The sequence below is a fragment of the Antrihabitans auranticaus genome, assembly GCF_016481275.1.
Classification (GTDB): Bacteria; Actinomycetota; Actinomycetes; order Mycobacteriales; family Mycobacteriaceae; genus Antrihabitans.
In genome coordinates this window covers 1239946-1262600 of record NZ_JAEMNW010000001.1, presented here as the reverse complement: position 1 = coordinate 1262600, position 22655 = coordinate 1239946, and the positions used below count along the sequence as shown (strand labels likewise).

At 64.6% G+C, this 22655-nt stretch carries 20 protein-coding genes; 15 read left to right on the top strand and 5 right to left on the bottom strand.

What is annotated here, in order from left to right; translation table 11 throughout:
- Positions 1-18: 18 nt before the first annotated feature.
- Complete coding sequence (locus JGU72_RS05815; RefSeq protein ID WP_199682738.1) at positions 19-1659, bottom strand: ABC-F family ATP-binding cassette domain-containing protein; 1641 nt, start codon at positions 1657-1659, stop codon at positions 19-21.
- A 61-nt stretch (positions 1660-1720) separates the two neighbouring features.
- Here JGU72_RS05815 and JGU72_RS05810 point away from each other — a divergent pair, with 61 nt between their 5' ends.
- Positions 1721-2566, top strand: coding sequence for an aldo/keto reductase (locus tag JGU72_RS05810; RefSeq protein ID WP_199682737.1), 846 nt, complete (start codon positions 1721-1723; stop codon positions 2564-2566).
- A gap of 9 nt (positions 2567-2575) precedes the next feature.
- Here the strand turns inward: JGU72_RS05810 and JGU72_RS05805 are convergent, their stop codons facing one another.
- Entirely contained in the window at positions 2576-3652 is a 1077-nt protein-coding gene (locus tag JGU72_RS05805; protein ID WP_307828311.1) for an NAD(P)-binding domain-containing protein, read from the bottom strand.
- Between the two features lie 98 nt (positions 3653-3750).
- Between JGU72_RS05805 and JGU72_RS05800 the strand changes: the two genes are divergently transcribed.
- Together JGU72_RS05800 and JGU72_RS05795 are read left to right on the top strand one after the other, a co-directional pair.
- Positions 3751-4479 (top strand): enoyl-CoA hydratase, encoded by a 729-nt coding sequence (locus tag JGU72_RS05800; protein ID WP_199682735.1) that lies wholly within the window; start codon positions 3751-3753, stop codon positions 4477-4479.
- Positions 4480-4638: 159 nt separating this feature from the next.
- Positions 4639-5769 carry an MBL fold metallo-hydrolase gene (locus JGU72_RS05795; RefSeq protein WP_307828310.1) on the top strand — a complete coding sequence of 377 codons (1131 nt, stop codon included), beginning with the start codon at positions 4639-4641 and terminating at the stop codon, positions 5767-5769.
- A 15-nt stretch (positions 5770-5784) separates the two neighbouring features.
- Here JGU72_RS05795 and JGU72_RS05790 read toward each other — a convergent pair whose 3' ends face one another.
- Positions 5785-6561 (bottom strand): SDR family oxidoreductase, encoded by a 777-nt coding sequence (locus tag JGU72_RS05790; protein WP_199682734.1) that lies wholly within the window; start codon positions 6559-6561, stop codon positions 5785-5787.
- Between the two features lie 192 nt (positions 6562-6753).
- On the opposite strand from JGU72_RS05790, the gene JGU72_RS05785 reads away from it, so the two are divergent.
- The 6 genes from JGU72_RS05785 (at position 6754) to JGU72_RS05760 (ending at position 11002) form a co-directional block, all read left to right on the top strand.
- Positions 6754-6939 carry an antitoxin gene (locus tag JGU72_RS05785; RefSeq protein ID WP_233531134.1) on the top strand — a complete coding sequence of 62 codons (186 nt, stop codon included), beginning with the start codon at positions 6754-6756 and terminating at the stop codon, positions 6937-6939.
- A gap of 60 nt (positions 6940-6999) precedes the next feature.
- The gene (locus JGU72_RS05780; protein ID WP_199682732.1) at positions 7000-7191 is read left to right on the top strand and encodes an antitoxin; all 192 of its coding nucleotides are present in this window, start codon (positions 7000-7002) and stop codon (positions 7189-7191) included.
- A 21-nt stretch (positions 7192-7212) separates the two neighbouring features.
- Positions 7213-7611, top strand: coding sequence for a thiol-disulfide oxidoreductase DCC family protein (locus JGU72_RS05775; RefSeq protein WP_199682731.1), 399 nt, complete (start codon positions 7213-7215; stop codon positions 7609-7611).
- 56 nt (positions 7612-7667) lie between these two features.
- Positions 7668-8855 (top strand): lipase family protein, encoded by a 1188-nt coding sequence (locus JGU72_RS05770; protein WP_199683234.1) that lies wholly within the window; start codon positions 7668-7670, stop codon positions 8853-8855.
- Positions 8852-9226 carry an MmcQ/YjbR family DNA-binding protein gene (locus tag JGU72_RS05765; protein ID WP_199682730.1) on the top strand — a complete coding sequence of 125 codons (375 nt, stop codon included), beginning with the start codon at positions 8852-8854 and terminating at the stop codon, positions 9224-9226. Before JGU72_RS05770 ends, JGU72_RS05765 begins: the two co-directional genes overlap by 4 nt.
- Before the next feature lie 117 nt (positions 9227-9343).
- Positions 9344-11002 (top strand): substrate-binding domain-containing protein, encoded by a 1659-nt coding sequence (locus tag JGU72_RS05760; RefSeq protein WP_199682729.1) that lies wholly within the window; start codon positions 9344-9346, stop codon positions 11000-11002.
- 15 nt (positions 11003-11017) lie between these two features.
- Here the strand turns inward: JGU72_RS05760 and JGU72_RS05755 are convergent, their stop codons facing one another.
- The gene (locus JGU72_RS05755) at positions 11018-11938 is read right to left on the bottom strand and encodes an ABC transporter substrate-binding protein (RefSeq protein ID WP_307828309.1); all 921 of its coding nucleotides are present in this window, start codon (positions 11936-11938) and stop codon (positions 11018-11020) included.
- Between the two features lie 45 nt (positions 11939-11983).
- On the opposite strand from JGU72_RS05755, the gene JGU72_RS05750 reads away from it, so the two are divergent.
- The 6 genes from JGU72_RS05750 (at position 11984) to JGU72_RS05725 (ending at position 21341) form a co-directional block, all read left to right on the top strand.
- The gene (locus JGU72_RS05750) at positions 11984-14245 is read left to right on the top strand and encodes an ATP-dependent DNA ligase (protein ID WP_233531132.1); all 2262 of its coding nucleotides are present in this window, start codon (positions 11984-11986) and stop codon (positions 14243-14245) included.
- A 78-nt stretch (positions 14246-14323) separates the two neighbouring features.
- Entirely contained in the window at positions 14324-15685 is a 1362-nt protein-coding gene (locus JGU72_RS05745) for a glutamine synthetase family protein (protein WP_233531127.1), read from the top strand.
- Entirely contained in the window at positions 15666-16403 is a 738-nt protein-coding gene (locus JGU72_RS05740) for a gamma-glutamyl-gamma-aminobutyrate hydrolase family protein (RefSeq protein ID WP_199682728.1), read from the top strand. The genes JGU72_RS05745 and JGU72_RS05740 overlap by 20 nt, the downstream gene beginning before the upstream one ends.
- On the top strand, positions 16400-17755 hold the full coding sequence (locus JGU72_RS05735; RefSeq protein ID WP_307828308.1) for an aldehyde dehydrogenase family protein: 1356 nt from the start codon (positions 16400-16402) through the stop codon (positions 17753-17755). Before JGU72_RS05740 ends, JGU72_RS05735 begins: the two co-directional genes overlap by 4 nt.
- Positions 17756-17768: 13 nt before the next feature.
- Entirely contained in the window at positions 17769-18536 is a 768-nt protein-coding gene (locus JGU72_RS05730) for a 3-oxoacyl-ACP reductase (protein WP_199682726.1), read from the top strand.
- A 48-nt stretch (positions 18537-18584) separates the two neighbouring features.
- A complete protein-coding gene (locus JGU72_RS05725; RefSeq protein WP_199682725.1) occupies positions 18585-21341 on the top strand; it encodes a putative bifunctional diguanylate cyclase/phosphodiesterase in 2757 nt (918 codons plus the stop codon).
- Here JGU72_RS05725 and JGU72_RS05720 read toward each other — a convergent pair.
- Positions 21321-22553 (bottom strand): MFS transporter, encoded by a 1233-nt coding sequence (locus JGU72_RS05720; RefSeq protein ID WP_199682724.1) that lies wholly within the window; start codon positions 22551-22553, stop codon positions 21321-21323. The two genes, JGU72_RS05725 and JGU72_RS05720, sit on opposite strands and share 21 nt — an antisense overlap.
- Positions 22554-22655: the final 102 nt, after the last annotated feature.

Genomic DNA, 22655 nt, shown 5'->3' with positions numbered 1-22655 from the left:
AACGATATGTCAACCAGTTCAAATGGTCTCTTGCAATTGCCCGTCAGTCATCCGCCACCGTCGATTGCTCCGGACAGTGTCGAGCATGCGCCGGTCATGCGTGACGAGCAGCAGTGTTCCGGCGAAGTTCTCCATGGCGGATTCCAGCTGTTCGATCGCCGGCAGGTCGAGGTGGTTCGTGGGCTCGTCGAGGACGAGGAGGTTCACACCCCGCGCCTGCAGGAGTGCCAGCGCAGCCCGTGTGCGTTCGCCGGGTGACAGCGAGTGCGCCGGACGCATGACATGGTGCCCACGCAGGCCGAACTTCGCGAGCAGTGTGCGAACGTCGGCAGGGGTGAGGTCGGGGACTGCAGCAGAGAATTCGTCGACCAGTGCGCCGGATCCTTCGAACAGCCTTCGCGCCTGGTCTATTTCACCGATGGCGACGCCCGAGCCCTGCATTGCCGCGCCGCCGTCGGGCGATCGCTTTCCGAGTAATAGGCTCAGCAACGTGGACTTGCCCGACCCGTTCGGTCCGGTCACGAGAATTCTGTCGCCCCAATCGATCTGGGTCGTGACCGGACCGAAAGTGAAGCCGGGGAAGCGGACCACCGCACCGTTCAGAGCGGCAACGATCGATCCGCTCCGCGGCGCCGCGGCGATCTCCATACGCAGTTCCCACTCTTTGCGCGGCTCCTCGACGACGTCCAGTCGCTCGATCCGACGCTGCGTCTGGCGCGCTTTGGCGGCCTGCTTCTCGGTCGATTCGACGCGGAAGTTGCGGCCGATCTTGTCGTTGTCCTTCGACTTGCGGCGGGCGTTGCGGACGCCGTTCTCCATCCAATTGCGTTGCATACGAGCGCGTTCTTCCAGGTCCGACTTGGTGTCCGCGTAGTCTTCGAACGCATCGCGAGCGTGTTGCCGTTTGACGGCACGCTCGGCGAGGTACGCGTCGTAGCCGCCGTCGTAGATTCCGATCTGCTGCTGCGCGAGGTCCAGTTCGACGATGCGATTGACGCTGCGGGCCAGGAACTCGCGGTCATGGCTGACGATGACAAGAGCATTCTGCGCGCCGTCCACGAACCGTTCGAGCTGTTCGAGACCGGCGAGGTCGAGGTCGTTGGTAGGTTCGTCGAGTAGCAGAATGTCGTAGCGCGCCAACAAGATTGCCGCGAGACCGGCACGTGCCGCCTGCCCGCCCGACAAAGTGGCGAGTTCGGCATCGAGCGCAACGGTAAGACCGAGATCCGCGACGATCTTCTCTGCCCGCTCCTCGATATCGGCGCCGCCGAGTGCGAGCCAATGTTCGAGGGCGGGAGTGTAGCGGTCGACGGTGGGGTCTGTGCCGAGAGCATCTGCGGCAGAGTTCATTTCGTGCTCCGCCGCAGTTACTCCGGTCCGCCGCGCAAGATAGGCGTGGACCGTCTCGCCGGGAATTCCCTCCGGCTCCTGCGCGAGGTAGCCGACCGTCGCATCCGGTGGTGCGAGCGTGAGCGTGCCTTCGACATCGGCATGGTTGTCACGCCCGGCGAGGATCTTCAACAGCGTCGACTTTCCCGCGCCGTTCGCACCGACCAGCCCGATGACGTCGCCGGGGGCGACTATGAGGTCGAGGTCGGCGAACAAGGTCCGTTCGCCGTGAGCGGCGGACAGCGCGGAGACATGAAGAGTGGCGGACACCGGTCAAGCCTATTGCCAGCGGTTCTCGAAGTTGTCGGCGTGACGTGGCACGGTGGAGGTCATGACCTTCAAGAGCGAGACGAGTTCCGTACCGACGATCGTGTTGAACGACGGCAACGTCATCCCAGCACTCGGCTTCGGTGTCTGGCAGGTGCCCGACGACGAGAGCTATGCGGCGGTCGGGATCGCGCTCGACGCCGGTTACCGGAGCATCGACACAGCCGCGATCTACGGCAACGAGCGCGGCACGGGTAAGGCGATAGCCGACTCCGGTCTGCCGCGCGAGGAGGTCTACGTGACCACGAAGTTGTGGAACGACGACCAGGGCTACGACGCAACACTGCGCGCGTTCGACGCGAGCATGGAGCGCCTGGGACTCGAATATCTCGATCTCTACCTGATCCACTGGCAGTGCGCGGGTCAAGGTCTCTACATCGACACATTCAAGGCATTTCAGAAGCTGAAGGCAGACGGTCGGGTTCGTTCGATCGGCGTCTCCAACTTCACCGAGGCCACACTCGAGACGCTGATCGACGCCGTCGGCGAGGTGCCCGCTGTCAATCAAATCGAACTCCATCCGCTGCTCACGCAGGAAGCGCTGCGGATGTTCGACACGCAGCACGGCATCGCGACCGAAGCGTGGAGCCCACTCGGCAGCGGTCAGGCGCTGGGCAACAAGACGATCGGCGACATTGCGAACGAGCTCGGGAAAACTCCTGCTCAGGTGATCATTCGGTGGCACTTGCAGCTAGGCAACATCGTGATTCCGAAGTCGGTCACGCCGGAGCGGATCAAGTCCAACTTCGACGTGCTCGGTTTCGAGCTGAGCCCTGAGCAGGTGCACGCAATCAGCGGGCTCGACGAGGGGCATCGCACGGGCCCGGATCCCGCCGAGTTCGGCAACTGACACGGGGAGTCATGCCCGCAGTGTGTGCAGGAGTTCCTGTGTCGCGGCTCGGCCGGCTCGGTTCGCGCCGATAGTGCTGGCCGAAGGTCCGTAGCCGAGCAAGTGGACGCGGGGGTCTGTCGCAACCTGGGTCGCGAGCCGCCCTGCCATGGTGATCCCTCCGCCGGGCCCGCGAAGCCGTAGCGGTGCGAGGTGGTCCAGTGCGCTGCGGAAGCCGGTGCACCACAGAATGACGTCGGCCTGCATTTCGGTGCCGTCGGCCCAGCGGACACCGTCGGGGGTGATCGTCTCGAACATCGGCAGCCGGTTCAGCACGCCGCGCTGCTGTGCCGCGCGGATCCGGTCGGTGACGGGTAATCCGGTCACCGACACCACCGAGCCGGGCGGCAGACCACGTCGAACACGGTCCTCGACCATGGCGACTGCTTTCCTGCCGATATCGGGTGTGAATGGCTCATCGCGAAATACCGGTTCGGATCGAGTTACCCACGTGGTCGTGGTGACGAGCGAAACTTCGTCGAGAAGCTGGACCGCGGAGATGCCGCCGCCCACGACAATGACGTGCTTGCCCGTGAATTCCGCGGCGGAGCCGTAGTCCTTGGTGTGCAGCTGGCGACCCAGGAATGTTTCAGCGCCCCGGTAATGCGGGATGAACGGGTGCTCCCAGGTGCCGGTCGCGTTGATGAGACCTTTTGCGGCGATCTCGCCGCGATCGGTTTCCGCGGTGAGCGCGCCATCGTGGTCACCACGATCGCAGACGACCGTGACGGTGGTCGGCCGTCGGACTCGAAGGTCGAATCGCTCCTCGTACCGGCGGTAGTAGTTCGGTACGGCAACCGAGGCCTGAACTTCTTCCGAGTGAGGCGCCAGCGTTTCGCTGAACGCCATGCCGGGCAGGTCGCTCACGCCGTTTACCGTCGTGAGTGTCAGTGAGGGCCAACGGAATTGCCACGCACCGCCGGGACCGGCTGCGTGGTCGACGACGAGGAAGTCGGTGCCGGCCACCAGGCCGAGCCGGCGCAGATGATATCCCGCTGACAGACCAGCCTGGCCTGCGCCGATGACCAAAACCTCGACCTGCGTCACCCGGCAATTAGACCCCCATGGGATGCGGATGAACATTCCGGTACCGATTGGTAGGTTGCTTTCGAGCAGGGTCGAGCGATAGCGAGGGGTAAGCGCACATGATCGGAATCAGTCGCGACGGGGATGTCGTCACAATCGAATTGCAGCGCGAGGAACGACGGAACGCGCTGAACGGCGAACTGTGCGAGGCACTGCGTGAGGCCGTCGAGAAAGCGGCCAACGACGACGCGCGAGCGATTGTGCTCACCGGTCGCGGCACCGTGTTCTGTGCGGGAGCGGACCTTTCGGAGGTCTATTCCGACGACTTCACCGGGAAATTGCTCGAGATGCTGCACACCGTCGACTCAGTGCCGGTTCCTGTGATCGCCGCGGTGAACGGTGCCGCGCTCGGTGCGGGTACACAGCTGGCGATCGCCTCGGATCTGCGGGTTGTCGCGCCGGGGGCGTTCTTCGGAGTGCCCGCCGCGAAACTCGGAATCACGGTCGACCGCTGGACGGTGCACCGCCTGTCGTCGCTGGTCGGGTCGGGTCCGGCGCGGACGATGCTGCTCGGACTCGAGTCCCTCCACGCACCGGAAGCCCTCACCCACGGGTTGGCGAACAAGATCGGCACCGTTGCCGACGCGCAGGCGTGGGCCCACAAGATCGCAGCCCTCGCCCCGCTGACGTTGCAGCACCTCAAGTTGGTTTTCAACGACGACGGCACCCAGGACACCGAATCCCCGGAACAGCGTGCGGCCCTCTACAAGGCCTGGCTCAGCGACGACGCCAAAGAGGGTCGGCTGGCCCACAAGGAAAAGCGCCCCGCCAAGTTCGCCGGGCGGTAGGTCGGGGATTCTGGCGCGACCAGGCGCTTGTGGGAGTGATTACTCGCGGTTGGTTCGGCTGAGAGCCTGTTCGGCTGGCGAACATGGCCGATACCGCGAGTGGCAGGCCCGCGAGCCAAGCCCAGAGCGAAGCGAAGGGCAAATAGTTACTGTGAGGGTGTGAACGTCAAAAGCGCTGCCGCGTCCGCTCTCGGGTTGGTCGGTCTCACCTGGGTTGTTCGTGCGGTGGGGGAGATTCCCAACGCCATCGGGGCGTCGACAGACGCGATCAAGGCGTACGTGGCCGGTTCGTCGAACTTCCGGAACGGTCAGTTCCAGAACACGGAACCGAGTGATCAGATCACGACGGGCGGGGATCCGACGCCGCTCGTGAAGGGGATGCTGACGCGCGGCAAGATCGGTCGCCCGATCGGTGCGGTACCGCTGTCGACGCCGCTGGCTCCGGCGGACGCGGCCGAGCTTGCCCTGACGTGGTACGGGCACGCATCGGTGCTGGTCGAGATCGATGGGTTCCGCGTTCTCGCGGATCCGGTGTGGGGCGAACGGGTTTCGCCGTCTACGCGGGTCGGGCCGGCGCGGATGCATCCGGTTCCTGTTGCGCTGGAAGATATTCCGAAAGTCGACGCGATCGTCATCTCGCACGATCACTACGATCACCTCGATCTGCCGACCGTTGAGTCGTTGCTGCAGAATCAGACTGCCCCGTTCGTCGTTCCGCTGGGAATCGGTGCGCACCTTCGGCATTGGAACGTTCCGGAAGATCGGATCGTCGAACTCGACTGGGGTGTAAGCACAGCCGTCGGTGATTTGACGATCACCTGCACCGAGGCGCGGCACTTCTCCGGCCGCGGACTGGTCCGGAATACGACGCTGTGGTCGTCGTGGACCCTCCAAGGGCCCACGCGCCGTGTCTTTTTCGGTGGCGACAGCGGATACGGCAAGTGCTACGGCGAGATCGGGACTGCGCACGGACCGTTCGACCTCACCATCCTGCCGATCGGTGCCTACAACGATTTCTGGCGTGAGATTCACATGAATCCGGAGGAGGCTGTGCAAGCCCACGCCGACCTCAACCGTGGCGACCCGACGAACGGCACTTTGGTGCCGATCCATTGGGCGACGTTCAACTTGGCGTTCCACCCGTGGGGCGAACCGGTCGAGCGGTTGGTCGCCGCGGCCCAGCAGGCGCGCACTGCCGTATTCGTGCCGCAGCCAGGCCAGCGCGTCGACGTCCTACGCCCGACCGCGCAGCAATCCTGGTGGGAAGGGTTGAGCAGCACGCCGGGCTGAAACGAACCCGAGCGGCTAGCGCCCCGCTGTCCGCTCCGCGAGGAATTCCTCGAAGGTGATGGTGCCGACCTTGTTCGGGGTGAGGTTGTGCCCTTCGCGATAGCCGGCGAACGTTTTCCCCGGCGCCGAGATCGACAGGACCCGGCGGTGGCGCCCGAATGCCGCGAGATAGCTGCGGCCCATTTCTTCGGCGGTTTGCACTACGGGTCCGCCGATATCTGGGACTCGACCCGCGGCCGGCTGCAGGGCGAGTTCGCTGAGGCGCAGCGCGACATCGCGGACGTCGATCGTCTGAAATGAAAAAGCGGGGGTGAGCAGGACGGGAGCGAATCGTTGCGCGGTGAACATGGACAGCACGAGGTCGTGGAACTGGGTTGCGCGCAGCGTCGTCCAGGGGAGTTCGGCGGCCGCGACGAGATCTTCGATCTCATGCTTTGCGCGGTAGAAGAAGAGCGGGATGTCGTCGATTCCGACGATGGAAATATTGACGAGGTGCGGGGTCCCGGATCGCCTGGCTGCGGCGATCAAGTTCTTGGTGACCTCGACGTCGGCGCGGCCCATATTGGCCTGCCGGTACCCGGTCGCGCAGTGCACGATCACGTCGACACCATCGACCGCGGCGTCGACGCCGACGTTGCTGCGCAGGTCAGCGGTAGCCCACTCCGAATCGGGAACGTCCGCGGGCTTGGGTTGCCTGCTCATCACACGGACACTCGCACCGTCCTCACGCAGGGTTCGGTGCACAGCACGGCCCAGCGTGCCGGTACCGCCCGTGAGGAGCACCTTCGTCATTGCGCTGTCACCCGTCTTCCTTGATCGTCCCTATTGTGCCGATAGGTCCGCGCGCCGTTGGCGGTGAGGTCGATCACAACGATTTTTTTCCTACCCTCCGGGTCGTACTTCACTAGTGTTGGAGTCGGGGTTGCCACATGATGGCGGGCCTTACCGAGGGTCACGAATTACAGCGGCCACGAATTCTAGGAGATGCAAGTGGGAGCATTCGATTCGATCAAGGGTCTCGCTGACAAGGCGAAGGACTTCGCCGCGAAGAATCCGGACAAGGTCGACGGTGTGATCGACAAGGCGGGCGACGCAATCGACTCGAAGACGGGTGGAAAGTACGCCGACAAGGTCGACAAGGCACAGGACGCGGCCAAGAAGGCTCTGTAAGTCCGCACGTCCGCAGCGAACCGAAGTTCCGCCGCACACGTTCTACAACGAGGAGACACCATGGGTTTGAGCGACAAACTGAAAGACGCAGTAGACAAGGGTAAGGCCGCAGCGGCCAAGAATTCCGACAAGATCACCGGTGCTGTCGACAAGGCCGGCGGCTTTATCGACCAGAAGACCAAGGGTAAGTACTCGGACAAGATCGAGAAGGGCAAGGCGGCCGCGAAGAAGGCCATCCCGCCGCAGCAGTAACCATCGACACAAGGAGCCGCAATGCCGGACGTACGTAATCGCGACGCAGTCGCCGAACTGCTGTACGACCGGGATTGCGGCTTCTGCGTCAAGTCGGCCAATTTTCTCGCTCGCATCGATCGGCGCGGGCGCGTGAACATGACCGCGTTGCAGGAGAAAGGTGCCCCGGAGCGTTTCGGTCTCACTCTCGACCAGGCGTTGGAGCAGGTCTGGGCCACCGATTCGCACGGCACACGCTACGGCGGCGCCGGTGCCGTCAATCTCGTTTTCGGCGCCGCGCTCGGAACGCGAATTCCGTTGTACATCTACAAAATTCCAGGGATCCGGTGGGTCCAGGACGCGGTTTACCGGTGGGTGGCTGCCAACCGGTACCGGCTGCCGGGGAAGGGTGGCACCTGCGCGGTGGAACTGCCGCAGTGAAGCTGAACAACGCAGTGAAGCCGAACAACGCAGTGAAGCCGAATAGCGCAAGGAAGCTGAACAACGCAGCGAAGCGGATCGCCACGGCCCTGCTGTGTGCGCTCGCCCTCGTTGCTTGCGGCACCTCGGAGGATTCGACACCACCAGCGACCAGCGCCGGACCGCCCGCGCCGCTCGGGGCCGAGCGTGGCGCAGTCGTCGACCAGCAGCAGACGTCGACCGAATCGGACGGCAGCCGTCGGACCGTCGTCCGGTACCGCTCGACCTCCGGCGTCGACGGCAGCGGTACGGAAGTGTCAGGAACAGTGTTCGTCCCGGCCGGATCCGCACCCGCCGGCGGCTGGCCGGTCGTGACGGTCGGTCACGGCACGACGGGCGTCGACGATGATTGCGCGCCGTCGACCTCGCCCGACCTCCTGGGCAACGATCGATTGGTTACGCCCTTGCTGGAGCGCGGCTACGTCGTCGTGATGAGCGATCTGGCGGGTCTCGGGACGCCGGGCCCGCATCCGTACCTGGAGCCGAAGTCGGCCGCCTACAACATGATCGACGCCGTACGCGCGGCAAGGCTGATCGCCGGCGACGCCTCGGCGCGCTGGGTCGCGCTCGGAGCTTCGCAGGGTGGCCAGGCGTCATGGGCGGCAGCCGAGTACGCGGGGCAATACGGCGATGGCCTCGACTTCCTCGGTTCCGCCAATCTTTCACCCGCAGTGGACCTCTCGGCCGTGATCGAGGAGGACGGTGCAGCCGATCTGAAGGTTCCGCAGCAGGTCTTTCTGCCGGCCCTGATCGCTGGGTTGCAGGTGCTGCATCCGGAACTGAATCCCGACGACTATATGCACGGAACGTTGGCCGCCGAGAAGGACACACTGCTCGCGTGTACCGGACCGAAGGCCGACAACAAACTCGCTGTGGCGTTGCGCCTGAAGCCCGAAGACAGCCGTCCGGTCGATGCCGCGGCTGCTGAGCGCATGCATGCCTGGTTGACCGACATCGCGTTGCCGAAGCAGCAGGCGGCTGGGCCGATGCTGGTCGTTGTCGGGGAGAACGACCCCGTCATCCTGGCGGATTGGACGATCGGTGCGGTCGCGCGCGCGTGCGACCTCGGTGACGTTATTGCGCTGAACGAGCGACCGAACGACGGCCATGCGACGTCGGCGTCGATTCCTGAGGCGGTCGCGTGGATCGCCGACCGATTTGCCGGCCTTCCCGCCCCGGACACCTGCGCAGGTGCGAGCCGATGAGCGATCCCATCGAGCGGCCCAGCGCCGCTGCACGTTTGCCTCTGGAGCGATTGCGCGCACTCTGCCTGAGTCAGCCGAACGCGACAGAGCGGATCAGTCATGGCGAGCCGGCCTGGTTCGTGCGGAAGTCACCGCAATTCTTGACGATGGCCGATCACCACCATGACGATCGCGTCGCATTCTGGGCGGCCGCTCCGGCTGGGGCACAGCAGGACTGGGTCGCACGTGATCCGGCGCGGTTCTTCGTGCCGCCGTACGTGGGCGGCCGTGGGTGGATCGGTGTCTACCTCGACGTCGAACAGAACTGGGACGACATCGCCGATATCGTCGACGACGCGTATCGCACGGTGGCTGTCAAACGGCCGGTGTGATCCTCGACCGGTGCTGCTCGATGCGCGCCGACGGCTTACGTGCCACGGTAGTATCTGCCGAGCAAACCGAGCGCGCGCCTTCGGCAGGGCGCGTAGACCACGACAAAGAGGTCAACAATGCCAGGCCGTCACAGCGTTCCGATCGAAGTCAGGCGACAGCATCGTCAGCCCCGCGTGTTCAAGTGGGCCGCCCTCGCAGTTGTTGCGATCGTGCTGATCGGCCTGGGGATCTTCGCTTTCACCAAGTTCGGTGGCGGCAGCGGGTGTGACAGCGTGGACGAGTTCTCCGTTGCTGCCGATGCCACGATAGCGCCGGTAATCACGAAGATCGCTGACGACACGTCCGCTGAAGACCTCGGCTGCGCGAAGCTGACTGTCGAGGCCAAGCCCTCCGCCGAGGTTGCGGCAACGCTCACCAGTCCCGAAGGTGCGCCCGCCCTGTGGATCCCCGACTCCTCGCTGTGGACTGTACGAGCGGCGAAACTGACCGGAACGCTGCTGGACGTCGCAAGTCAATCGGTGGCGACGACTCCAGACGTCATCGCGACGCGGAAAGACGATGCGCCGTTGTTCAACAACTGGCTGGAGGTCCTGAACAGTCCCGGTGGCATCCGGATCGGCGATCCGCTCACCGATACGGTCGCCGATGCACCGATCGTCGCCGCGCTGGCCGAGGCCGAGCAGGGCAAGGTCGACAGGAACGCGGTGACGGCCGCGGTCGTGCCGATTGCGCAAGCGCAGCAGGCGAACCCGCAACGCAAGAGTGCGGACGAACGGCTCGGCGAGGTTGTGCGCGACGGGGGTCTTGCGATTTCCACGGAGCAGCAACTCGTCGAGTACAACGCCCAGAACGCGAGCGCGAACCTTCAGGCATCTGTTCCCCTCACCGGAACTTTCGTGCTGAACTATCCGATCGCGGTGACCGAGCCGTCCGGCGGCAACCATTCCGACGCGAAGGACGCCGGCATCAAGCTCGCGGAAGCGCTGGAGGGTGACGCCGGCCGTAGGGCGTTGTCGGAAGCAGGTTTTCGCCTTCCGAACATGTCTCCATTGAGCGGTGACCGCGGTTTGGGCGACGAACAGGTCGTGCCGCTGAACCTCACCGACACCGAGGCGATGGCAAATCTGCTGCGCCAGTACGCGGTTCTGGCCTTGCCGTCGAAATTCCTTGCTGTGCTGGATGTTTCGGGATCAATGAATATTGCCGCGGGTACCGGCACGCGAATGTCGCTGATGATTCAAGCGATGGAAGCGGGACTGATGCGGTTTCCCGACAACGCCCAGATCGGTTTGTGGGCATTCTCGATCGACAAGGGCGGGCCCGGGCAGGATTGGCGCGCGATCGTTCCGACGCGGCAACTGGGCGAGAACGTCGATGGCAAGCTGCAGAAGCAGGTCCTCCTGGAGGAGGCACGCGGCCTGACCGCCATCGTCGGCGGTGGAACGGGTCTCTACGACACAACTCTCGCCGCTTTCCGTGAGGCGCAGAAGAACTACGACCCGAAGTACGTCAACAGTGTGGTTCTCGCGACCGACGGCGCCAACGAGGACTCGAACAGCATCTCGCTGCAGACGCTGCTGGACACGTTGAAAAACGAGCAGGACCCGGCGCGGCCGGTGATCATCGTGACGATCGGTATCACCCAGGACGCAGACGCCCGTGTGCTCGAGCAGATCTCGGCGGCAACGGGTGGCAAGTCCTACACGACGACCAACGTGGCCGACATTCCGAACGTCATCGTCGACGTGCTGCAGGCCCGGACCGCCGGCCGCTGATCACTCGAGACGCGATCACTCGAGAACCTTGGCCCCGGCCGTTTGTGCCAGCCATTCGTCGGCCAGTCGATCGAGCACGCCCTCCTGGTACAGCGAGCTCACCGCCGCCGATACACACGGCGTCATGGGACTGCCCTTCTCGAGGACGAGACCGAAGAATTCGGTGACGTCGTTCGGCCGCGGGAACTGTCCGACGAGAACGCTGCCTTCGATCTGGCTGTTCGAAATCTGGAAGCCGGTCGGAATGTCGACCACCAGAGCGTCGATGCGGCCGTCCTCCAACGCTGCCTTCGCGTCGTCGGTCGTCGCGAACTCGAAAGCGGGCGTCGTCGGCCTGATCGTCTCGACGATCGCGGCGAGGCTCGTCGAACCGCGTTGCGCCCCCAGCCGGAACGCGCTCAGGTCGTCGAGATTCTCGGCCGCGGCCGCCGGTGTGCCCGCCATTGCGACAATCGACTGCGCGACCGCGTAGTACTCCGCCGAGAAGTCGACTGCTTCTCGGCGGTCACCCAGGATGGTCACCTGGTTGATGTCGAAATCGAAGGGCTTCTCACCGGGTGCGAGTGCCTCCTCGAACGGCACCGCGACGAACTGCGTGTTCTCGGGTGTGTAGCCGAGTTTCTCGGCGACGTTGCGGGCGACTGCGCCTTCGAAGCCCTTGCCGTTGGACGGGTCGTTGCCGACGAACCAGGGCTCGTATGCGGGGGAGTCGGTCGCGATCGTCAGCACACCGTCCTCGACGGTGACACCACTGCCCGGCCCACACTCGTTCACGGCGGTCGTCGGTGGGATCAGGGTCATCGCAGGACCCGCCTTGGTTGTCGCGCTGGTGGTGGACTCCGAGGCGTTGTCGGAGCCCGAGCAGGCAGCGAGCAGCAGCGCGGCGGCAGCTGCGACGACGAGTGGGCGGGCGAGGGCCGCCGCGTGGGTATGCACGCCGCAATCTTGCCCGTACCGACCACGTGCGGCAAGGTTTCAGCTATGCCAACGCGCACCATCGACGGTCAGCGGCTGGAGCTGTCGAACCTGGACAAGGTGCTGTACCCGGGTACCGAAACCACCAAGGGCGAGGTGATCGATTACTACACGGCGATCGCCCCGGCAATGCTGCCGCACATGGAAGGCCGGCCCGTCACACGGAAGCGGTGGCCGAACGGGGTGAACGAGACTCCGTTTTTCGAAAAGAATCTCGCAAAACACGCTCCGGTGTGGTTGGAGCGCAAGGGGATCACCCACAAGGATCGGACGATCGAGTATCCGGTGATCGATTCGGTTGTCGGCCTTGCGTGGCTCGGTCAGCAGGCGTCGCTGGAAGTCCATGTGCCGCAATGGCGTTTCGACGGTAGTCAGATGGGTCCGGCGACGCGTCTGGTGTTCGACCTCGACCCCGGCGACGGCGTCGGTCTTCCCGAGTGTGCCGAGGTTGCGCTCGCGGTGCGGGACATGGTTGCCGAGATCGGGATGTCTGCCTTCCCCGTCACCAGCGGCAGCAAGGGCATCCACGTCTACGTTCCACTGGATCGCAAACTCAGTCCCGGCGGCGCGTCTACCGTCGCGAAGCAAGTTGCCAGCAACCTTGCGAAGCTGTATCCGAAGCTTGTCACCGCGACGATGGCGAAGTCTGCTCGCACCGGAAAGGTATTTCTCGACTGGAGTCAGAACAATCCAGCGAAGACGACGATTGCGCCGTACTCGATGCGCGGAAGAGACCAGCCGATGGCCGCGGCGCCGCGTACCTGGGCGGAGATCGAGGACGTGGACTCGTTGCAGCACTTGCGGTTCGACGAAGTACTGCGGCGCTACGAAGCTGACGGCGACCTCCTCGCGGGCCTCGACCCCGGTGCGGATTCGCTCGAGAAGTACCGGAGCATGCGCGACCCGAAGAAGACGCCGGAGCCGGTTCCGCAGCAACGACCGAAGACGGGTGACAACGATCTCTTCGTCATCCAGGAGCATCACGCGCGGCGTTTGCACTGGGACGTGCGGCTCGAACGGGACGGCGTGCTGGTCTCCTGGGCGGTGCCGAAGGGTGTTCCGATGACCGCCTCGGACAACAGGCTGGCGGTGCACACCGAGGACCACCCGCTCGAGTACCTCACGTTCCACGGCTCGATCCCGAAGGGCGAGTACGGCGGCGGGGAGATGACGATCTGGGACACCGGAACCTACGAAACCGAGAAGTGGCGCGACAACGAGGTCATCTTCAGGTTCCACGGCGAACGGGTCGAAGGGCGCTACGCGTTCATCCAGACGAACGGCAATCAATGGTTGCTGCACAGGATGAAGGAACAGGCACCGCCTGCCGCGGAACGTAGACAGTCCGAGTTGCCACGGGATCTGGCGCCGATGCTGGCAACGAGCGGCTCGGTCGAGGGCCTGAGCGCCGACGAGTGGGTCTTCGAAGCGAAATGGGACGGGTACCGGCTCATCGCTGAAATCGCGTACGGGGAGATGAAACTTCGCAGTCGGGCCGGCAATACGGTGACCGACCGTTATCCGGGCCTCGCCGAGATCGCCGCCGAACTGGCGGACCACGAAGTCGTCCTCGACGGCGAGGTCGTCGTGTACGACACGAAAGGTGTCCCGAATTTCGGGTTGCTGCAGGTCGGTGGCAAGGACGCGGAGTTTCTGGCATTCGATCTGCTGTACCTGGACGGCACGTCGCTGCTGCGGAAGAAGTACTCCGACCGGCGCCGGGTGCTCGAAGCGTTGGCCGCGACGGCGCCGTCACTTGTCGTCCCGCCGCTGTTGGAAGGCAGCGGTGCCGAAGCGCTGGAACACAGCGAGAAAGAGGGCTGGGAGGGCATCGTCGCCAAACGCAAGGACGCCGTCTACGTCCCCGGTAAACGCAGCGCGGCATGGGTCAAGGTCAAGAACTGGAAGACGCAGGAAGTGGTGATCGGCGGCTGGCGGCGTGGCCAGGGCGGGCGGTCCGGCAACATCGGATCGCTACTCGTCGGTATCCCGGACGAGGACGGCCTGCGCTACGTCGGCCGGGTGGGTACGGGTTTCACCGAGCGGATGCTCGACGACATCGGCGCGAAACTGCGTCCGCTCGAACGAAAGACCAGCCCGTTCAACGAGGAATTGCCCGCTTCCGAACGCAAAGACGCCGTCTGGGTCACGCCGAGGCTGGTCGGCGAGGTCCGTTTCGGGGAGTGGACCGGGACCAATCGCCTGCGGCACCCGGCCTGGCGTGGGCTGCGCGACGACAAGTCGCCCGACGAGGTACGCCTGGAATGAGGGTAGGGGCTTCGCCCTTGTGCGCACTTAGCGAGTCTATAGACTCCCTAACCGCGCACGGGTGGCTACGCTGCAGGTATGCGTGAGGGAATGCTGAGCCTGCACGAACTCGAAGCCAAGGTCGCGGCAGGTGTCGTAGACACCGTGCTCGTGGCGATGACCGATATGCAAGGTCGTCTGCAGGGAAAGCGTTGCGCCGCAAAATACTTTCTCGACGAAGTGGTTCGCCACGGCACCGAGGCGTGCAACTACCTCCTCGCCGTCGATGTCGACATGAACACGGTCGGCGGGTACACGATGTCGTCCTGGGAGCACGGCTACGGCGACTTCGTGCTCGCTCCGGACATGTCGACGCTGCGTTCGGTGCCCTGGCAACCGGGGACCGTCCTGGTGATCTGCGACGTCGGGCGGGTCGACGGCGGCGGGCCGGTCGCGCCGTCGCCTCGGCAAGTGCTGCGTGCCCAACTCGATCGACTGGACGAACGCGGCTTGCGGGCGTTCGTCGGCACCGAGCTCGAGTTCCTCCTCTTCGACGACTCCTTCGAGAATGCGTGGTCGAGTGGCTACACGAATATGCGGCCCTCGAATCAGTACAACGTGGACTATTCGTTGCTCGGTACTGCACGGGTCGAACCCGTGCTCCGCCGGATCCGGAACGAAATGGCCGGTGCCGGGTTGTATGTCGAATCTGCGAAAGGCGAGTGCAACCTCGGACAGCACGAGATCGCCTTTCGCTACGACGAAGCGCTGATCACCTGCGACAACCACGTCATCTACAAGAACGGTGCGAAAGAGATCGCCGCGCAGGAGGGCAAGAGCCTGTCGTTCATGGCGAAATATGATGAGCGTGAGGGAAATTCGTGTCACATTCACATCAGTCTGCGTTCGACTGATGGTGCCGCGGTGCTCGCGGGGGACCGCCCCAACGGCTTCTCGGCACTGATGGAGCACTTTGTCGCGGGGCAGCTCGCGTGCTTGCGCGAGTTCACCTATCTGCTGGCGCCGAACATCAACTCCTACAAGCGTTTCGCGGCGGGCAGCTTCGCCCCGACGGCAGTGGCGTGGGGGTTGGACAACCGCACCTGCTCGCTGCGTGTGGTCGGCCACGGCGAATCGCTTCGTCCCGAAAACCGGCTGCCCGGCGGAGATGTCAACCCGTACATCGCGGTTGCCGCGCTGATTGCGGCCGGGCTGCACGGCATCGAGAACGAGTTGGCGCTGGAAGCTCCGTTCGCAGGCAACGCCTACGAATCGGACAAGGAGCGCGTGCCCACAACTCTGCGCGAGGCCGCGGACCTGTTCGCGCGCAGTACAATTGCGCGCGACGCGTTCGGGGACGAGGTGGTCGACCACTACGTGAACGCCGCGCACGTCGAGCTGGCTGCGTTCGAGAGTGCCGTTACCGACTGGGAGCGCAAACGTGGCTTCGAACGGCTCTGATCGTCGACCCCTGATCGGTGTCACCACGTACCTCGAAGATGCCCGCTACGGACCGTGGAACACCCACAGCGCAATCCTGCCGCGGGTGTATCTCGACGCTGTCGAACGCGCGGGCGGAATCCCGGTCCTGCTACCGCAGGTCGGCACCGGCCAGGCCGAGATCGCTTCGCGGATAGACGGTTTGGTGCTGTCCGGTGGTGCCGACGTCGACCCGGCACGGTACGGGCAGCAAGCCCATCCGCGCACTCGCAACACCCGGCCAGAGCGGGACGCGTTCGAAGTCGGACTGCTCGCCGAGGCAAAGGCGGAGCGTCTTCCGGTATTTGCGGTGTGCCGTGGGCTGCAATTGCTGAACGTCGTGTACGGCGGAACGCTCGTGCAGCATCTACCAGACGAGCTCGGTCACGACGAACACCTGCCGACACCGGGTATGTTCGGCACGCAGATCGTCAACACCCTCGCGGACAGTGCGGTGCGAGCGATCGTAGGCACCGAGATCGAAGTCCGCTGCCACCACCACCAGGCGGTCGCCGAGATAGGCGCGGGTCTGCGTGCGACGGCATGGTCGGCGAACGGTGTCATCGAGGCCGTCGAGCCCATCGACGACACCGGACCGTACCTGCTTGGCGTGCAATGGCATCCGGAGGAGGATGCGACCGACAAGCGGCTGTTCGCGGCGCTCGTCGCCGCGGCGCAGGAACGAATGGGGGAGCAGTGACGGACCTGATCAACCCGGCGACCGAAGAAGTCGTCGCGAGCGTCCAGGCCACGGACCTCGCGGCCGTCGACGCTGCGATCGAACGGGCACACATTGCGCTCGCCGCTTGGCGCGAGGTCGCGCCCGGTGATCGTGCCCGCCTGTTGCGCAAGTTTGCCGACGCTGTCGACGCCGATCTCGAGAATCTCGCGCGTCTCGAGGTCGCCAATTCCGGTCACACGATCGGCAATGCGCGCTGGGAAGCGGGCAACGTCCGCGACCTGCTGGAGTACTACGCGGCAGCACCGGAGCGTTTGCTGGGCAAGCAGATTCCGGTGGCGGGCGGCATCGATGTCACGTTCAACGAGCCGCTCGGCGTGGTCGGCATCATCGTCCCGTGGAACTTCCCGATGCCCATCGCCGCCTGGGGGTTTGCGCCTGCGCTGGCTGCGGGAAACACCGTCGTCCTCAAACCGGCGGAACTCACCCCGCTGACCGCGATCAGGCTCGGCGAACTTGCCCTGCAGGCAGGTATTCCGGCAGATGTCTTCCAGGTCCTGCCGGGAAAGGGTTCGGTTGTCGGGCAGCGGTTCGTGACGCATCCCGCCGTCCGCAAGGTCGTCTTCACCGGATCCACGGAGGTCGGGCGGCAGATCATGGCCGGGTGTGCGGCACAGATCAAGCGGGTCACCCTCGAACTCGGCGGAAAGAACGCGAACGTCGTTTTCGCCGACGCCGATATCGAAAAGGCTGCGGCGACGGCGCCCTACGGTGTTTTCGACAACGCCGGCCAGGATTGTTGTGCGCGCTCCCGAATTCTTGTGCAGCGCAGTGTCTTCGATAGGTTCATGGAGCTGCTCGAACCGGCCGTCCAGGGTGTTGTCGTCGGGGACCCGGCTGACGACACGACCGAGATGGGGCCGTTGATCTCTGCATCGCACAGGTCGACTGTTGCGGGCTACATCGAACCGAGTACGCGCGTGGCGTTCCGCGGCAACGCGCCCGCCGGTCCCGGATTCTGGTTTCCCCCAACGGTTGTGCTGCCATCTTCGCCGACGGACAGGGTGGTCGCCGAGGAAGTCTTCGGGCCCGTGGTGACCGTTGTGCCGTTCGAGGACGAGCGCGACGCCGTGCGGATCGCGAACGACACCGATTACGGGTTGTCGGGTTCGTTGTGGACCAACGACCTCGGCCGTGCCTTGCGGGTGTCGCGCGCGCTCGAAGCCGGGAACCTGTCGGTGAATTCGCATTCGTCGGTGCGCTACTGGACGCCGTTCGGCGGATTCAAACAGTCTGGCCTTGGCCGGGAGCTCGGCCCCGATGGCGCACTGGCCTTCACCGAAGTCAAGAACGTCTTCATCGCTACCACATAGGAGAACACGAAACATGGTGCAGCGCTTACAGGATCGGGTCGCGGTCGTCACCGGTGGTGGTAGCGGCATCGGCCTGGCGACCGTCAGGCGGTTCGCGTCCGAAGGTGCCCGCGTGGTCGTCGCCGACATCGATTCGACAGCAGGAGCGGCGGCAGCCGAGGAGGTCGGCGGCGAGTTCGTGCAGCTCGACGTGACCGATCCCGAAGCCGTTGCCGCACTGTTCGACGGGACGGCAGAGAAGCTCGGTTCGGTCGACATCGCGTTCAACAACGCCGGAATTTCGCCGCCGGAGGACGATTCGATTCTCACGACGGGCCTCGACGCCTGGCGCCGCGTGCAAGAGGTGAACCTGACGTCGGTCTACCTCTGCTGCAAGTATGCGATTCCGCACATGCAACGCCAGGGCAAAGGGTCGATCATCAACACCGCGTCGTTCGTCGCGGTAATGGGTGCCGCGACGTCACAAATCTCCTACACGGCATCCAAAGGTGGCGTGTTGGCGATGACCCGAGAATTGGGAGTTCAGTTCGCGCGTGAAGGGATTCGGGTCAACGCGCTGTGTCCCGGGCCGGTGAACACACCGCTACTCCAAGAACTGTTTGCCAAGGACCCGGAGCGTGCGGCGCGCCGGCTGGTTCACATACCGCTGGGGCGCTTCGCCGAGCCCGAAGAGATCGCGGGTGCGGTGGCATTTCTCGCAAGTGACGACTCGTCGTTCGTGACGGCAGCGCAGTTCCTGGTCGACGGCGGGATCGCTGGGGCATACGTCACCCCGCTCTGATAGCGCCGCAACGCGTCGCGCGAGCAAATGGCGCGCAATACTATGCATATGACCGCATCGATGCGCCCGCTGGCCAGCCAGCACGTGGCCATCCTGTGTGCCGTCGGCGTGGTCGCGTTGTGGTGTGTCGGCGTCTTCGGCGGCGTGCTGCCGACCTCCACCGAGCAGATCGTGTCCAACGTCGGGCAGGTGTGCGCGGCGTATACGGCGGGAATTGCAGCCTTCGTTCGCTATCGGTTGTCGGTCCGGCGTGATCTGCGCCGGTTCTGGTTGCTGCTCAGCATGGCGACCCTCGCCTGGGGGTCCGGGCAGGCCAGCTGGTCGTATGCGGAGATCTTTCGGCACGACGCGTTGCCCTTTCCGTCCGTCGCGGACATCGGCTTCCTCGCGCTCCCGCCGCTCGCCGTCCTGGCGCTGCTTTCGCTGCCCGTAGCGGCCGCGACGACTGCCGGCCGCTTCCGCAGTGTGCTCGACGGTTTGCTCGTCGCCGCGTCGACCCTGCTGCTCGGCTGGGTTGCGGTGCTGCGCACCGTGTTCGACGCCGGAGCCGACAGTGTGTTCGCCGAGGCGGTGGCACTCGCCTATCCGATCGGCGACGTCGTCGTGATCACAGTCGTGCTGTACACGAGCATGAGCGAACGGCGCCTCGCGGCGAACTTCCGCGCGCCCTACATTCTCGTCGGCCTCGGGTTGATCGCGATTACGGTTGCCGACTCCGGATTTGCGTATCTCTATGCGGTCGGTGGTTACGCGACGGGGGAATTTCTCGACGTCGGCTGGTTCGCGGGCTTTATCGCGATACTGCTCGGCACGCTGCCGTGGCGCGGATCCGACACCCCGCAGCCCGAACGATTCCCGGCGACAGGGGCAATCACCCCGATGTTGCTGCCCTACGCGGCCGTCGGTGGTGCGATCGTCACGTCCGTTATCGACCTCGTCCATAACGGCACGGTCGATCCATTCGTGTCCTGGCTTCGGACGGCGATCGTGGTCCTCCTCGTCGTCCGGCAGGTGCTGACACTGCTCGAGAACCGTTCGCTGACCAAGCACCTCGAGGAACGCGTCGCCGCCCGTACCGCAGAGTTGCGGTCGAGCAGGGAGCGCTTCGCCGCCTTGGTCGCCCACAGTTCGGACGTGATCATGGTCGTGGACCGGAACGCGACGGTCACCTACCAGAGTGACGCGAGCGGACGCGTCCTCGGCCTGGCGCCCGAGGCGATGATCGGCCGGCCCGTCTCGACGATGATCGGCGACACAACCGAGATCGAAGCCTTTCTGGAAGCCCTCGAATACACTGCGGCAGAACCGCTTCGAATCCATTCGCTCGCGAGTACTTGGGTGCGCGAAGCCGACCGGCGCAGCGTCGAGGTCACGTTGACCAATCTCCTCGACAACCCTGACGTGGCGGGCATCGTGCTCAACATCCGCAACGTGAGCGATCGAAAAGTACTCGAGGAGCAGCTCGTCCATCAGGCGTTTCACGACGCACTGACGGGGATGGCCAACCGTGCACACTTCCGCGATCGCCTCGAACGTGCAGTTGCCGAACGGGGTTCCTCGTCCGGTGCCGTGAGCGTGTTGTTCATGGATCTCGACGGCTTCAAGACAGTCAACGACACCCTCGGTCACGGGTCCGGCGACCTGATCCTGTGCGAGGTCGCCGATCGGATCGCCGACCGGACCGGTCCGAACGAGACCGTTGCGCGGATCGGCGGTGACGAGTTTGCGGTCCTTGTGGAGGGTTCGCCCGATCGCGGCTATCTCGGTGCGCTGGCCGAGCGCATCACCGGAACGCTCCGTGAGCCGTTCAGCCTCGACGGTCGTGAAATCCATCTCGGCGGGAGCATCGGAATTGCCGATCTGACCGACGATGTCGTCAGCGGCGAACAACTACTGCGCAACGCGGATCTTGCTATGTACGAGGCGAAGTCGGCCGGTGACGGCAGCTATGCGTTCTTCGTGCCCGCCATGCACGAGGTGCTCGTCGAACGCGTTCGGCTGGAGGTGGACCTGCGCGGTGCCATCGAAACAGACGGGTTCGAGGTCTTCTACCAACCGCTCGTGTCGCTGTGCAGCGGCGAGATCACGGGCGTGGAGGCGCTACTGCGCTGGCACCATCCGACACGCGGATTGGTCGATCCCGCCCAGTTCATACCGGCAGCGGAATCGACGGGTCTGATCCGTCCGCTCGGGATGTGGGTCCTGTGGACGGCGTGCCAACAGGCCGCGCACTGGCAGCAGGGCCTGGCCGATCGCCAAGACCTACGGGTCAACGTCAACATGTCCGCGAAACAGCTGCTGCAGCCAGACCTCGTCGAGCGCATCGCCGAGGTGCTGCGTGAAACTGGGCTTGCCGCGTCGAGCCTCGTGCTAGAGATGACGGAGGGCGTGCTCATGGTCGATTCCGAGGCGACGCTCGAAACACTCACGGGTATAAGGGAACTCGGTGTTCGAATCGCGATCGACGACTTCGGTACCGGCTACTCGTCGCTCAGCTACCTGCATCATTTCCCGGTGGACATACTCAAAATCGATCGCAGCTTCATCAAGGGCCTGTCCGCCGGACGAGACGCCGCTCTGGTCCGCAGCATCGTGAGCCTGGCGCAGTCCCTCGGCATGGAGACCGTTGCCGAAGGTATCGAGCGGGTGCAAGAGGTGCAGTTGCTCCGTGAGCTCGGGTGCAGCACCGGGCAGGGCTACCGCTTTTCGCCGGCCGTTCCGGCGAGCGCGATGTCGATGATCCTGTCCGGGCGGAACCGGGATCTGATCTCGGAGCCGATCGGATCAAGCGACGACAAGCGTTGACTCCGATTCGGAATCTGCCGCGGCCGGGGTGCGGACCGTGCGCCGAGTGGCGGTGATCAGGAGGGCACCGGCGGCAACGACGATCACCACGATGAGCCAACCGGCCGTGAAGACGCCGTGATCTCTGCTCACTACGCCGAAGAGCAGAGCAAGCGGTAGAAACGTTGCCCACGACAGCGTGCTGACGCCCGAGGCGACTCCGGTGCGAACAGTCGAGGACACCGAGTCGTGCAGCAATCGTGTGACGTGGATGCTCGCCGCGATCACGCCGATCGCGAGCACGATTTGCGCAACCGACACGGCCGCGATGCTGCGCACTGTCGCTGGGACGATGCTCGCCGTAATCATGACCAGAACCAGTGGCACCGCGTGCTCGGCGCGGCCCAGGTCGAGCCGCGCTGCGAGCAGACCGCCGATGCCGAGTGCCGACACGAGGCCTGCCCACAGCGGTCCGTACAACGCGGGTGATGCGTCGAGCGCAGCGAGCCACAGTGGTCCGAATTCGAACAGCACATTGGACACGACCGCGGTCAGCAGTGCCAGCGCAAGGATCGGTAACAGGGCGCGTCGCCGCGTGATCGTCCGAATGGTCACTGCGACATGCGCTTTCAGCGATCCTGCAGACGCTGCGCGATGAAGCCGGGGCTCGTCGAAGTACAGCAGCGCTGCGACCGACAGCAACGCGATCGGGACAGTGGTGAAATAAGTTGTGCGAGTGGATGTCAGGGCCGCAAGAACGCCGCCTGCAAGCGAACTCGACACGAGCGCAATGCTGTTGATCATGCGGATGCGCCCAAGGTGCTTCTCGAATGTGTCGCTGACCCCGGTCTCCTCCAGGACCGTGTCGTACACGGCAGCGTCCATAGTTCCGGAGTACATCGCGAAATAGATGCCGAGCACCAGGGCGCTGACGACGTACAGGGCAACGCCCGAACTGAGTCCACCGATGAGCGCCGTTGCGGCGAGCGCGACGCTCGAGATGATCAGCACGCCGCGCCTACTCCAGCGGTCGGCAAGAATTCCCGAAGGAAACTCGATGAGGGGCACGACGGCGGCATACGCTGCCGCCATGACTCCGATGCTCGCGGCGTCGAAGCCGATCTCCGTCATGAACAACTTCTCGACAGGCAGCCACAGCATCACCCCCTGCAGGAAGTACGCGACCTGCAGTGGCAACAAGCGGTGGCTGACGGAATCCGTCGATGCGGGCATTTTCGGCGCTCCTGGCGTGTCAGGTTTGGATCCGGGCATGACTACAACCGGTACGTCGAGACCGGGCGCGCTGTCTCGACGTCTCCTACGAAGGAATTTCGC